The sequence below is a fragment of the Roseinatronobacter thiooxidans genome (assembly GCF_001870675.1).
Lineage (GTDB): Bacteria > Pseudomonadota > Alphaproteobacteria > Rhodobacterales > Rhodobacteraceae > Roseinatronobacter > Roseinatronobacter thiooxidans.
Window position 1 is genome coordinate 12,002 of the sequence record NZ_MEHT01000044.1, and the last position, 13,013, is coordinate 25,014.

A 13,013-nucleotide genomic window follows, 5' to 3' on the forward strand; every position below is an offset into this window, starting at 1 on the left:
TCGTCGTACCGATTCGTGCATTGTCCTGCCCAAGCAGTTTCGGGAGCTTCCATGGCCGCTAAAGACACTGACGACACTCGCATTGAAGATCAGGAAAATGAAGCTGGGCAGACCGTAAGCCAAGCCTCGATCAAAAAGATGATCGCACAGGCGAAAGAGCGTGGTTTTATTACCTATGAACAACTCAATCAGGCCCTTCCGCCTGATCAGGTTGCCTCCGAGCAGATCGAGGATGTGATGTCGATGCTCTCGGAAATGGGCATCAACATCATTGAAGATGACGACGATTCGGATGAACCCGAAGCCAAATCCGGCGAGTTGGTCGAGATAATCGGCGCGCGCGATGTCACCGTGGCAACCAGCGCGGGCGAAGAGAAGCTGGACCGCACAGATGACCCTGTGCGCATGTATCTGCGCGAAATGGGCTCGGTCGAGCTGTTGTCGCGCGAAGGTGAGATCGCCATCGCCAAGCGGATCGAGGCCGGGCGCAACACGATGATTCTGGGCTTGTGCGAAAGCCCGCTGACCTTTCAGGCGATCACCATCTGGCGCGACGAACTTCTGAACGAAGATGTGCTGTTGCGCGATGTCATCGACCTTGAGACGACATTCGGCAATGCCATGGAAGATGACGAGGATGGCATTCCTGTCACCGAAGGGCTGGCAAATGCCGGTCCCGTCGCCAAGCCCGAACGCCACCATGCGGAACCGGAACTGGATGCCGATGGTAACCCCATCCACAAGGCCGATGATGACGAGGAAGATGACGACCAGTCAAACCTGTCGCTGGCGGCAATGGAAGCGGCACTAAAGCCGCGCGTGCTGGAAACTCTGGACCGGATCGCGCATGATTTCGACCTGCTCTCTCAGATGCAGGAACAGCGCATGAATGCCACCTTGCTGGAAGAGGGCCGTTTTTCGGACGCGCAGGAACAGCAATACCAGAAATTGCGGGCCGAAATTGTGCAATTGGTGAATTCGCTGCATCTGCATAACAACCGTATCGAAGCGCTGGTTGACCAGCTTTACGGGATCAACAAGCGGATCATGTCGATCGACAGCGCAATGGTGAAACTGGCCGATCAGGCGCGGATCAACCGGCGTGAATTCATCGATTCCTATCGTGGCTCGGAACTGGACCCGACATGGTGCGACCGCATGACGGACAAACCCGGTCGCGGCTGGCAGGCCCTGATGGACCGCTCGCGCGACAAGGTCGAGGAATTGCGCGCCGATATGGCACAGGTCGGCCAATATATCGGGGTGGATATCAATGAATTCCGCCGCTTTGTCGGTCAAGTCCAGAAGGGCGAGAAAGAAGCCCGTCAGGCCAAGAAGGAAATGATCGAAGCCAACCTGCGTCTGGTCATCTCGATTGCCAAGAAATACACCAATCGCGGGCTGCAATTCCTTGACCTTATTCAGGAAGGCAATATCGGCCTGATGAAGGCCGTGGACAAGTTTGAATACCGGCGCGGCTACAAGTTCAGCACCTATGCGACATGGTGGATCAGGCAGGCGATCACGCGCTCTATCGCGGATCAGGCCCGCACGATCCGTATTCCGGTGCATATGATCGAGACGATCAATAAACTGGTGCGCACGGGGCGGCAGATGCTGCATGAAATCGGGCGCGAGCCGACCTCGGAAGAACTGGCCGAAAAGCTGCAAATGCCGCTGGATAAAGTGCGCAAGGTGATGAAAATCGCCAAAGAGCCGATTTCGCTGGAAACCCCGATTGGGGACGAAGAAGACAGCCAATTGGGCGACTTCATCGAAGACAAGAACGCGCTTTTGCCGCTGGATTCGGCCATTCAGGACAATCTGCGCGAAACGACAACGCGCGTGCTCTCCTCGCTCACCCCGCGGGAAGAACGGGTGTTGCGCATGCGGTTCGGGATCGGAATGAATACAGACCACACCCTGGAAGAGGTTGGCCAGCAATTCAGCGTGACCCGCGAACGCATCCGCCAGATCGAAGCCAAAGCGCTGCGCAAACTTAAACATCCTTCGCGCTCGCGCAAATTGCGCAGTTTTCTCGACCAATAGTGCCGGTTTGGGGTTGTCGCAGGCTGCGGTGACCCCAAGACGCGCCATCGGGATGATGTATTGCTGGACCAAAGCAAAAAGATTCGTTAACCTATAGCCCTTGGGATGCGAAATTTCGTCGCTCTCCCGCACAATCACAATAGGTTGTAAGATTTTTTGACGATCGTAGTTTTTTTAACCAGCACATCCAAATGAGAGATGATTGTGGACGTTTCAGAGATTTTCAGAGCAAATTTATTGCAAGTGTTAAAAGATAGAAAGATTTCAGCCGCTTCAGTTTCTCGTAAGGCTGGACTCAACATCAGAGCTGTTAAAGACATAGAAGAACGGCGCGCCAAAAGCCCGCGTATTCTGACAGTGTTCAAGTTGGCAGAGGCGCTTGAAGTGCCCCCGCAAGATTTGCTTGGACTGACAAAATGCCCTTGCGCCTCGGCCACGGAAATAAGCGACGCGGTAGAATTCTTCTCGTCCATCCCGGCAGAACAGCGCGACTCAGTTCTATCTGCAATTCGCCAACTGGTCACAGCGGTGAAATAGCGACCTGTCTAAAGCGCGGCAGAAAACATCGCCCATCGCAACGCGTTGGGCAGCTGTCGCCTATGCCATTTTCAATTCTGCGGGCATATTACCGCTTTGCCCTTGGCAACCCTGTGCCTTTGGGCATTTGACGCAACACTCGTGCCAGTTGCAATCGCACACCTTCGCTTGCACAGTCATTCGAGAAGCATACTCCCGTGAATGGGAAATCGGACGCGCACAGATTGCGTGACAGCGCCCCGCAAAAGTCACACGAAACCTGAAAACACTTCGGAATTGTCACAGTTATCCCCAGCAATCTGGGCATGAGACACGATTTTCCTTTACAGATTGATTGTTTCAGCACACCATATTTAGTAGGTGCTCAAAGTAGCGCGTAGATTTGTTGCGGTCTTATCTGTGGCTTGCGGTGCAAGTGACAGTCAACACAAAGAGGTGGGTATGTCAGCAGCAGAGTTCTATTATTCGTCAGACAGCCTTAATCCGATCGACATGGTCGAAACGCTGGCCGAGCATCACGCCTGGGATTTCGACCGTATGAACGAAGACCAGATCGCCATGGCGGTCGAAGGGCAGTGGCGGACATATTCCATCAGCCTGGCGCTTTCTCCGCGTGACAATATGCTGCGCCTTGTCTGCACCTTTGAAATGGACCCGCCGCAAGAGGCGATGCCTGCCCTTTATGAGACCCTCAGCCGTGCCAATGATATGGTCTGGTCGGGCGCATTCAGCTTTTGGGAAACGCAGCGGCTAATGGTATGGCGCTATGGTCTGTTTCTGGCCGAAGACCAGCCCGCCGATATGGACCAGATCGAGCGGATGATCACCGCCGCGCTGACCGCCGCAGAGCGGTTTTACCCTGCCTTCCAACTTGTCGCATGGGCCGATCACAGCCCAGAGGCGGCATTGGACATGGCCCTTGCCGAAGCAGTCGGCCGCGCATAACCCCTGACGCCCCCTTGACCCCCTGACCTGCCGGCGTAACAAAGGGACAAAGCAGGACAGGGATGGCGCGAATGGAATTTGACCGGATTGCCCGCGACGGCATGGTTCTTCTGGGATGTGGGAAAATGGGGTCGGCCATGCTGGCAGGCTGGCTGGCGCGCGGGGTGCCCGCCCAATCTGTTCATGTGATTGATCCCGCGCCATCGGAATGGTTGGTCAAGACAGGCGTACACCTGAACGGCACAATGCCCGATGCGCCTGCGGTGGCAATTGTTGCCGTAAAACCCCAGATGATGGGCGACGCCCTGCCCCGCTTGCAAGCGTTTGGCAATGGCGGGACTCTGTTCATCTCGATTGCTGCGGGAACACCTTTGGCCCGCTTCGCGGAAGCTTTGGGCGAAAAAACCCCCATCATCCGCGCCATGCCCAACACACCCGCCGCTGTGGGCTGCGGGATTACCGCGCTGATCGGGAACATGCATGTGTCCGAGGGGGATATGACGCTGGCCGAATCCCTGCTTGCAGCAGTGGGTGCCACTGTCCGGCTGGAAGACGAGGCGCAGATGGATGCTGTTACAGCGCTGTCAGGCTCTGGCCCTGCCTATGTGTTTCATCTGATCGAGGCGATGGCGCAGGCCGGTGCATCGGCAGGTCTGGCCCCGGATCTGGCCATGCAACTTGCGCGCGCAACCGTTATTGGCGCAGGCCAGCTTGCCGCAGGCGCGGATGAGACAGCAGAGCAGTTGCGCATCAATGTCACCAGTCCCAAGGGAACCACCGCCGCCGCGCTGGAAGTATTGATGGATGCCGAGACCGGCCTTCCACCTTTGATGGAACGCGCCGTCGCCGCCGCCGCCGCGCGCTCTCGGGAATTGGCACAATGAGCGCGCAGATCAGTTTCGACGATTTTCTCAAGGTCGATATCCGCGCAGGCAAAGTTACCCGCGCCGAACCGTTCCCAGAGGCGCGAAAACCTGCAATCAAGCTTTGGATAGATTTCGGGCCCGATATCGGCATCAAGAAATCTTCTGCCCAGATTGCGGCGCTTTATACCCCTGATGACTTGATTGGCCGCACGGTCATGGCCGTGGTAAACTTCCCCCCGCGCCAGATCGGGCCTTTCATGTCCGAAGTGCTGGTTGTGGGCGCCAGCGATTCCATGGGGCAGATCAGTCTGCTGACCCCCGACCATGACGTGCCCACCGGCGCGCGTCTGCATTAAGGCAAAAGCACATGAGCGAACTCTACATCACCCGCACCCTGCCCCAGAAAGTGCTGCGCGCAGCCGAGGCGCATTTCAACGTCACCCTGCGCGCACAGACAACACCGCTAAAAAAGGGCGAGATGCGCGCGGCCCTTGTCCTGTATGATGTGGTGATCCCGACCTTGGGCGACATGTTCACAGCAGATGTGTTTGAAGGCATGGACGATGCGCGCTGCCGTTTGCTGGCAAATTTTGGCGTGGGCTATAACCATATCGATGTGGCAGCGGCCCGCGCCGCAGGCATTGCCGTCACCAATACCCCCGGCGCGGTCACCGAAGCGACGGCCGACATAGCGCTGATGCTGATGCTGATGAGCGCGCGCCGCGCCGCCGAGGGCGAACGGCTGGTGCGCACCGGCCAATGGACAGGCTGGCACCCGACGCAAATGCTGGGCCTGCATCTGGGGGGCAAGACCTGCGGCATTATCGGCATGGGCAGGATCGGTCAGGCCATCGCGCGCCGGGCGCATTTCGGGCTTGGCATGAATGTGATTTATCACAATCGTTCTGCCAAAACGCTGGATATGCCCGCGCGACAGGTCGATTCTTTGGAAGAGCTGTTGAGTGCTGCGGATTGTGTGGTTCTGGCTGTGCCGGGAGGGGGCGAGACGCGCCATCTTATCAGCAAGAAAGAGCTTGCCGCCATGCGCCCGCATGCGCATCTGATCAACATCTCGCGCGGCGATGTGGTGGACGAGGCCGCCTTGATCGCGGCGCTTGAAGGGGGCCAGATCGGGGGTGCGGGCTTGGATGTCTATGAAAAGGAACCGCTTGTGCCAGAGGCGCTGCGCACATTGCAAAATGTGACGCTGCTGCCGCATCTGGGAACCGCCGCGCTGGATGTGCGCGAGGAGATGGGTTTAATGGCGGTTGAAAATGCCATCGCCCATATTGAAGGGCGCGCGCTGATCAATCCGGTTTGACAACCAGCCACGCAGGCTTTCCGAGTTGAAGAAAAAGGGGGCAAACGCCCCCTTTTCCAATTGCGCATCAAGCCCTTGTCACTCCATCGCTTCCAATTCGTCGATGAAGCCCGCGATCATTTCCAAGCCCTTGTCCCAGAACGCAGGATCAGAGGCATCGAGGCCAAAGGGGGCCAGCAATTCCTTATGGTGCTTGGACCCACCCGCCGAGAGCATCTCGAAATACTTGTCTTCAAACCCTTCCGGCGCATCCTCGTAAGCGGCATATAACGCGTTTACCAACCCGTCACCAAAGGCATAGGCGTAAACGTAAAACGGTGAATGCACGAAATGCGGGATATAGGCCCAGAACGACTCGTAGCCGTCCATGTAATCGAACACTGGCCCCAGACTTTCAGCCTGCACACTCATCCATAGCGCGTTGATATCTTCTGGCGTCAACTCGCCCCCGCGCCGCGCGTCGTGCAATTTGCACTCGAAATCATAAAACGCGATCTGGCGCACGACTGTGTTGATCATGTCCTCGACCTTGCCTGCCAGCAAGACCTTGCGTTCGGCCTGTGATTTGGCATTTGCCAGCATCCGGCGGAAGGTCAGCATCTCGCCAAAGACAGACGCGGTTTCCGCAAGTGTCAGCGGGGTAGAGGACAGCAGTTCCCCCTGCCCTGCGGCCAACCGCTGGTGCACACCATGCCCCAGTTCATGCGCCAATGTCATTACATCGCGCGGTTTGCCCAAGTAATTGAGCATCACAAACGGGTGCGCATCGGTCACAGTGGGGTGGGCGAATGCGCCCGGTGCCTTGCCGGGTTTCACGGCAGCATCGATCCAGCCTTGGGTAAAGAATGGCTCTGTCAGCTCTGCCAGCTTGGGCGAAAAGCCTGCATAGGCTTCCATCACAGTGCTGCGCGCCTCGTCCCAGCCGATCTGGCGGGGTGCTTCCAGTGGCAGGGGGGCGTTGCGGTCCCACACCTCCAATGTGTCCAGCCCCAGCCATTTGGCTTTCAGCGCGTAATAGCGGTGGCTTAGGCGTGGATAGGCGGCCACGACCGAGTTGCGCAGCGCTTCAACCACTTCCGGCTCTACATGGTTGGCCAGATGGCGCGCGGTTTGTGGCGTGGGCATCTTGCGCCAGCGATCCTCGATTTCCTTTTCCTTGGCCAATGTGTTGTGCACGCGTGCAAAGAGTTTGACATTCTTGGTGAACACCTCGGCCAAGGCCCGCGCGCCCGCTTCGCGGCGCGCGCGGTCAGTGTCAGTCAGCAGGTTCAGCGTGGCTTCCACCCCCAGCGGTTCTTCCTCGCCCGCGACCTCGAATTCCAGACCGGCCATGGTTTCATCAAACAGCCGGTTCCATGCTGCGGCCCCGACTGTGGACTGGTCATGCAGGAATTTTTCCAGGTCGTCGGACAACTGATAAGGGCGCATGGCGCGCATACGTTCAAACACTGTGCGGTAGCGTGCCAGTTCCGCATTGGCCCCCAGCAACGCATCAAAAGCCGCGTCTTCGATGCGGTTCATCTCCAGCGAGAAGAAGACCAAGGGCGTGGTGGCAACTGTCACCTTGTCTTGCGCATCTGACAGGAATTTCGCACGCTCGGGATCGATCGAGTTCTGGTAGTAGCGCAGCCCCGCAAAAGACATCAGCCGGCCTGCGACGATATCGATCTTTTCATAGCGGCGCACACAATCCAGCATTGCGGCTGCATCCAGTTGCGCAAGCTGGCCTTCATAGGTTTTCGCAAAATCCGCGCATTCTGTTTCCAGAAAGGCGAAATCGCGGGCAACCTCCGGGGCATCGGGCGCGGCATAAAGCGCGCTAAGATCCCAGTCGGGCAAATCGCCAAATTCGGTGGTCGTGCAGCTTTGCTGGTCAAGGGCCATGGACATTCTCCGCTAAGGTTATGCGCTAACACTTAGGTCGCATCTGCCCCGCCCGCAACTGCTCTAACCCATCTCCTTGAAGGGCCACGGCTTGGTATCGGTGGAAACCGACAGATACCGCGCGGCATTGGCCACCCAATCGCCCACCAGACAGCCAAATTCCGCCAGACGCGGATTGGGGGTGCGGTTGTCGATCAGGATAATGATGAACTGGATACAGGCAATCAGGAACAGGACCGATTGCGCGATAGAAACCATCGCAGCAAGGATCAACATATAGATCAGGCGCTTCCACAACTTTTCTTCAGGAAGAAACTGGGGAAGAGCATGGTCAGTATCAATTTCAGGCATGGTCACCTCCATCAATAAATCACGGCGCGCTGATCTGCCCCCCACCGACCGAAGCCGCCACGCCTGTGGTGGTCGGGCAGGATGTGGGAAGCCCACGCGCCACGCGCATGGCCAGATAAGCGAAAGCCTGCGCCTCGATCATGTCGCCGTCAAGCCCTACAGCTTCGACCGGATCAACCGGACAGGGCAGATGGGCGGCAATGCGGGCCATCAGGTCGGTATTGTGCCGCCCGCCGCCACAGACCAGCACCCGCGCAGGCGGCTGCGGCAGATAATCAACCCCTGCTGCGACCGAAGCCGCGCAGCATTCGGCCAGCGTGGCCAGTGCATCGACATCGGACAGATGCGCCACACGGTCCTGCATCGCCGCAAAACTGCGGTCGAGGGATTTGGGCGGCACGCGAAAGAAATACGGGTCATCTAAAAACGCATCCACAATGGCGCGGTCCACTGTGCCTGTTGCGGCCATCGCCCCCCCCTTATCGCACGCAAGGCCCAGTCTTGTGTGACACAGATCATCCATCGGCGCATTGGCAGGGCCAGTGTCAAAGGCCAGCAGCGCGCCCGGCGCGTCCGGTTTGGCCTTGCGCGGGTCTACCCATGTCAGGTTGCCCACACCCCCAAGGTTCAGAAAGACCAGCGGCGCATCGGCCCCGATATGCTGCGCCAGTGCGAAATGATAAAACGGGGCCAGCGGCGCGCCCTGTCCGCCCAGCCTCACATCCGCGCTGCGGAAATCCCACACCACCGGATAGCCAGCGACCATTGCCAGCACCGCACCCGACCCCGCCTGATGCGTGCCGCGCCCGCGCGGGTCATGCGCAAGGGTCTGGCCATGAAACCCTGCAAGCTCGACCCCGTCAAACTGCGCCATGACTTCGGCATGGGCGGACTCGATAATTTCCGCCGCCTCCTCAACCTCGGGCGCATCCGGCCAGCAGCCCATAACCGCGCGCAAAGCCGCGCGTTCGGCATTCGAATAGGGGCGAAAGGCGGTTTGGCCGAACGCATGGATCACCTCGCCATCCGTCTCTAACACAGCGGCATCAACCCCGTCGAAAGACGTGCCAGACATCAACCCCAACACACGCTTGATCTCACTTTTCAACATGGGCTTTCCCTTGGCACGTTGCAGCGATATAGAACGCGCATTCTGCCAGCAGGGACAAGTGCAAATGACCTACACGCCGAAATCAGATTTCATCCTAACGATGCGCGCGCGCGGCTTTCTTGCCGATTGCACCGATCTGCAAGGTCTGGACGAGGCGCTGATCAAGGGCGTTGTGCCTGCCTATATCGGCTATGACGCTACCGCGAAATCGCTGCATGTGGGCCATTTGCTGAATATCATGGTGCTGCGCTGGTTCCAGAAATGCGGTCACAAGCCGATCACGCTGATGGGCGGCGGCACGACCAAAGTGGGCGACCCTTCTTTCCGGTCCGAAGAACGCCCGCTTCTGGATGCAACCGCGATTGACAGCAATATCAACGGCATGCAGCAGGTGTTTGCCAAATATCTGCGCTATGACGACAGCGCCGATGGCGCGATCATGCTCAATAATGCCGAATGGCTGGACGGGTTGAACTACCTCGATTTCCTGCGCGATGTGGGGCGCCATTTCAGCGTCAACCGGATGCTGAGTTTTGAATCGGTCAAATCACGGCTGGACCGCGAACAATCGCTAAGCTTTCTTGAATTCAACTACATGATCCTGCAAGCCTATGATTTTGTAGAAATCTACCGCCGTCATGGCTGCCTGTTGCAGATGGGCGGGTCGGACCAGTGGGGCAATATCGTCAACGGGATCGACCTTGCCCGCCGGATCGCGGATGCTGAAATTTACGGAATGACAACGCCGCTGCTGACCACATCGGACGGGCGCAAGATGGGCAAAAGTCAGGGAGGGGCCATCTGGCTGAATGCCGATATGCTCTCACCCTATGAATTCTGGCAGTTCTGGCGCAACACCACCGATGCCGATGTGGGCCGTTTCCTGAAGCTTTACACCGAACTGCCGGTCGAGGAATGCGACCGCCTTGGCGCGCTCGAAGGGTCCGAGATCAACGCGGCCAAGATCATTCTGGCCAATGAAGTCACAACGCTGTGCCACGGGGCGGCGGCCGCGCAAGCCGCCGAGGCGACAGCCCGCGATGTGTTCGAGCAAGGCGGCGTGGGCGAGGAATTGCCGACATCCGCATTGACCGAACAGGACCTGGCCCAAGGCATCTCGATGGCGCAGTTATTTGTGCGCACAGGCTTGGCGAAATCAGGCAAAGATGCCAAACGCCTGATCATGGAAGGCGGCGCACGGGTGAATGATGCGCCGGTCACAGATGCCGGACAAATGGTCACGCATGCCGATCTGGATGCGCCTTTGAAACTGACAGCAGGCAAAAAACGCCACGCATTGGTGACACGCGCCTAAGCAAACTACTGAAAAACCGGCAGAATTGTCGCATATGGACGATGCGCACGGCCTCGTGACTTGTGTTCCTGCACCGACACAGGGGATACCTGCATCATATTCATATAATATGGAGTGTGAAATAATGTCCAAAAGCGATCAATCGCGCCGCGCGATACTGGTATCGGGTCTAACGGCACTCGGCGGGCTTGCCATGCCCTCGATCCTGAGGGCGCAGGCCGTGCCGGACTATGACAGCGAACCGAGTATCGCCACAACGCGCCGCAATGTGATGGGCTTTCGCAACCATGACTGGCGCGATCATTTCTCGAATCTGCGGCGCGGGGCGATTTTATGCGACACAGATTCGCGCGCGGTGCATTTCTGGTCAGAGGATGAGAGCACCTATCTCGCCTACCCCACCTCTGTGCCCATGACCGAGGAATTCACGCGGCGCGGCCTGACAGAAGTGACCTTGAAGCGCTACCAACCCACATGGGTTCCCACACCCAATATGCGCGCGCGCGACCCATCCCTGCCTGCGCGCGTCGAAGGGGGCGACCCCAAAAACCCGATGGGCACGCGCGCAATGAATCTCAGCTGGCAATATTACCGCGTTCACGGAATTGACGACCCCGCCAAAGTCGGGCGGCGCGCGTCGAATGGCTGTTTCGGGCTGATCAACGCGCATGTTGAAGCGCTGTATGAACTGGTCGAAGTGGGAACACAGGTGCGCGTGATCTGACCTGACGTCCAGTATTCACGCCGCACCACAAAAATCCGGGCATTTTGTAACCGCCCGGCAACACGAAGGCCGTTCCCACGGCCTCGTGACTTGATTATACCATGCCATATAACACATAATTCACAAGAATAATAATTCGGAGATTACAACCATGGCCGATTCCAGACTGTCCCGCCGTATGATTCTCTCGACAGGCGCGGCAACATTGGGGATGCTGGCAATGCCATCTGTGCTGCGGGCACAATCCCTGCCAGATTACGAGCCTGACAATAACGCAGGCACAACACGCCGCAACATCATGGGGTTTCGCAACCATGGCTGGCGCGACCATTTCTCGAACCTGCGGCGCGGGGCGATTTTATGCGACACATATTCGCGTGCGCTGCATTACTGGTCAGAGGATGAAAGCATCTATCTGGCCTATCCTTGTTCGGTCCCGATGACCGAAGAATTCACCCGCCGCGGCCTGACAGAAATCACCCTCAAGCGTTTTGAACCCACATGGATCCCCACACCCAACATGCGCCAGCGTGATCCATCGCTGCCAGAGCGCGTGGAGGGGGGTGATCCCACCAACCCGCTGGGAACACGCGCGCTGAACCTCAGCTGGCAATATTACCGCATCCATGGAATCGACAACCCCGCCAAGATCGGGCGCCGCGCGTCCAACGGGTGTTTCGGCATGTTGAACCAGCATGCCGAGCGGCTGTATGATCTGGCAGTCGTGGGCACTCAGGTCCGCGTGATCTAAAGGATAAGGGGAACACCCCCCGTGCACCGCAGGCCCCGGACTTGATCCGGGGCCTCTTGCTTTGGCATGCCGCCCGAGCAAGGCCCGGCCACTACCCGCGAGAGCGGATCAAACCCACGATCTCGCGGGTCTGCATCAGAATAGGCTCTGCCAGCGCATTGGCGCGCTCTGCGCCCTGCCCCAAAATGCGGTCAATCTCGGCCACATCCTGCATCAGGCGGCCCATCTCGGCGCTGATGGGCGAAAGTTTCGAAACCGCCAGATCGGCCAATGCGGGCTTGAAGGCCCCAAAGCCCTGCCCGCCAAATTCAGCCACCACCTCTTCAGGCGCAATATCTGCAAGGGCTGCGTAGATATTAATCAGATTGCGCGCCTCGGCCCGCCCCTCCAGCCCCTCCAGCGTTTCTGGCAGCGGCTCGGGGTCGGTGCGCGCCTTGCGGATTTTGGATGCAATCGCATCGGCATCATCGGTCAGATTGATGCGCGACTGGTCCGACGGGTCGGATTTCGACATTTTCTTCGTGCCATCGCGCAGCGACATGACGCGCGTGGCCGCCCCCTCGATCACCGGCTCGACCACCGGAAAGAAATCGACCCCGTAATCATGGTTGAATTTGATGGCAATGTCGCGCGTCAGTTCCAGATGCTGCTTCTGATCCTCGCCCACGGGCACATGGGTGGCGTGATAGGCCAGAATATCCGCCGCCATCAGGTTGGGATAGGCGAACAGCCCGACCGATGCCTCTTCCGCATGCTTGCCTGCCTTGTCCTTGAACTGCGTCATGCGCCGCAACCAGCCCATGCGCGCCACACAGTTGAAGATCCACGCAAGCTCTGCATGCGCGGGCACTTGTGACTGGTTGAACAGAATTGAACGCGCGGGGTCGATACCCGAGGCGATGAAGCCCGCCGCCAGTTCGCGTGTCGCGTGGCGCAAATTGGCAGGGTCTTGCCAGACCGTGATCGCATGCAGATCGACAATGCAATAGACTGTCTCGATCCCTTCATCCTGCGCAACAGCAAACCGCTTGAGCGCGCCCAGATAATTCCCCAGCGTCAACCCGCCCGATGGCTGGATACCTGAAAAGATGCGCTGCGCAAAAGCCTTGGTGGGGGCGTCGGACATATGAAAACTCCTGGCTGGAAAAGGCGCCTGCGC

Annotated in this window: 13 protein-coding genes; 9 read left to right on the plus strand and 4 right to left on the minus strand. The window is 58.3% G+C overall.

Going from position 1 to position 13,013, the window contains the following annotated elements; genetic code table 11:
* The first annotated feature begins 51 nt into the window (after window positions 1–51).
* The 6 genes from rpoD (at window position 52) to BG455_RS12350 (ending at window position 5,718) form a co-directional block, all read left to right on the plus strand.
* The gene (gene rpoD / locus BG455_RS12325; RefSeq protein WP_071470307.1) at window positions 52–2,049 is read left to right on the plus strand and encodes an RNA polymerase sigma factor RpoD; all 1,998 of its coding nucleotides are present in this window, start codon (window positions 52–54) and stop codon (window positions 2,047–2,049) included.
* Window positions 2,050–2,247: 198 nt separating this feature from the next.
* Window positions 2,248–2,586: a helix-turn-helix domain-containing protein gene (locus BG455_RS16965; protein WP_084386369.1), complete on the plus strand. Its 339-nt coding sequence runs from the start codon at window positions 2,248–2,250 to the stop codon at window positions 2,584–2,586.
* A 441-nt stretch (window positions 2,587–3,027) separates the two neighbouring features.
* A complete protein-coding gene (locus BG455_RS12335; RefSeq protein WP_071470309.1) occupies window positions 3,028–3,531 on the plus strand; it encodes a type III secretion system chaperone family protein in 504 nt (167 codons plus the stop codon).
* 71 nt (window positions 3,532–3,602) lie between these two features.
* The gene (gene proC, locus BG455_RS12340) at window positions 3,603–4,415 is read left to right on the plus strand and encodes a pyrroline-5-carboxylate reductase (RefSeq protein ID WP_071470310.1); all 813 of its coding nucleotides are present in this window, start codon (window positions 3,603–3,605) and stop codon (window positions 4,413–4,415) included.
* Complete coding sequence (locus BG455_RS12345) at window positions 4,412–4,753, plus strand: tRNA-binding protein (RefSeq protein WP_071470311.1); 342 nt, start codon at window positions 4,412–4,414, stop codon at window positions 4,751–4,753. The genes proC and BG455_RS12345 overlap by 4 nt, the downstream gene beginning before the upstream one ends.
* 11 nt (window positions 4,754–4,764) lie before the next feature.
* Window positions 4,765–5,718, plus strand: a complete 954-nt coding sequence (locus tag BG455_RS12350) for a 2-hydroxyacid dehydrogenase (RefSeq protein ID WP_071470312.1) — start codon at window positions 4,765–4,767, stop codon at window positions 5,716–5,718.
* Window positions 5,719–5,796: 78 nt separating this feature from the next.
* On the opposite strand, the gene BG455_RS12355 is transcribed toward BG455_RS12350, so the two are convergent.
* From BG455_RS12355 to BG455_RS12365, 3 genes are all read right to left on the minus strand, one after another.
* On the minus strand, window positions 5,797–7,602 hold the full coding sequence (locus BG455_RS12355; protein WP_245735545.1) for a M3 family oligoendopeptidase: 1,806 nt from the start codon (window positions 7,600–7,602) through the stop codon (window positions 5,797–5,799).
* 63 nt (window positions 7,603–7,665) lie between these two features.
* Window positions 7,666–7,953: a DUF4389 domain-containing protein gene (locus BG455_RS12360; protein WP_245735546.1), complete on the minus strand. Its 288-nt coding sequence runs from the start codon at window positions 7,951–7,953 to the stop codon at window positions 7,666–7,668.
* A 19-nt stretch (window positions 7,954–7,972) separates the two neighbouring features.
* The gene (locus tag BG455_RS12365; protein ID WP_071470315.1) at window positions 7,973–9,064 is read right to left on the minus strand and encodes an anhydro-N-acetylmuramic acid kinase; all 1,092 of its coding nucleotides are present in this window, start codon (window positions 9,062–9,064) and stop codon (window positions 7,973–7,975) included.
* A gap of 64 nt (window positions 9,065–9,128) precedes the next feature.
* On the opposite strand from BG455_RS12365, the gene tyrS reads away from it, so the two are divergent.
* The 3 genes from tyrS (at window position 9,129) to BG455_RS12380 (ending at window position 11,854) form a co-directional block, all read left to right on the plus strand.
* Window positions 9,129–10,379: a tyrosine--tRNA ligase gene (gene tyrS / locus BG455_RS12370; protein WP_071470316.1), complete on the plus strand. Its 1,251-nt coding sequence runs from the start codon at window positions 9,129–9,131 to the stop codon at window positions 10,377–10,379.
* A gap of 124 nt (window positions 10,380–10,503) precedes the next feature.
* Complete coding sequence (locus BG455_RS12375) at window positions 10,504–11,103, plus strand: L,D-transpeptidase (protein ID WP_071470317.1); 600 nt, start codon at window positions 10,504–10,506, stop codon at window positions 11,101–11,103.
* A gap of 151 nt (window positions 11,104–11,254) precedes the next feature.
* Complete coding sequence (locus BG455_RS12380; protein ID WP_071470318.1) at window positions 11,255–11,854, plus strand: L,D-transpeptidase; 600 nt, start codon at window positions 11,255–11,257, stop codon at window positions 11,852–11,854.
* A gap of 91 nt (window positions 11,855–11,945) precedes the next feature.
* On the opposite strand, the gene trpS is transcribed toward BG455_RS12380, so the two are convergent.
* On the minus strand, window positions 11,946–12,980 hold the full coding sequence (gene trpS, locus BG455_RS12385; protein ID WP_071470319.1) for a tryptophan--tRNA ligase: 1,035 nt from the start codon (window positions 12,978–12,980) through the stop codon (window positions 11,946–11,948).
* Between the last annotated feature and the right edge of the window lie 33 nt (window positions 12,981–13,013).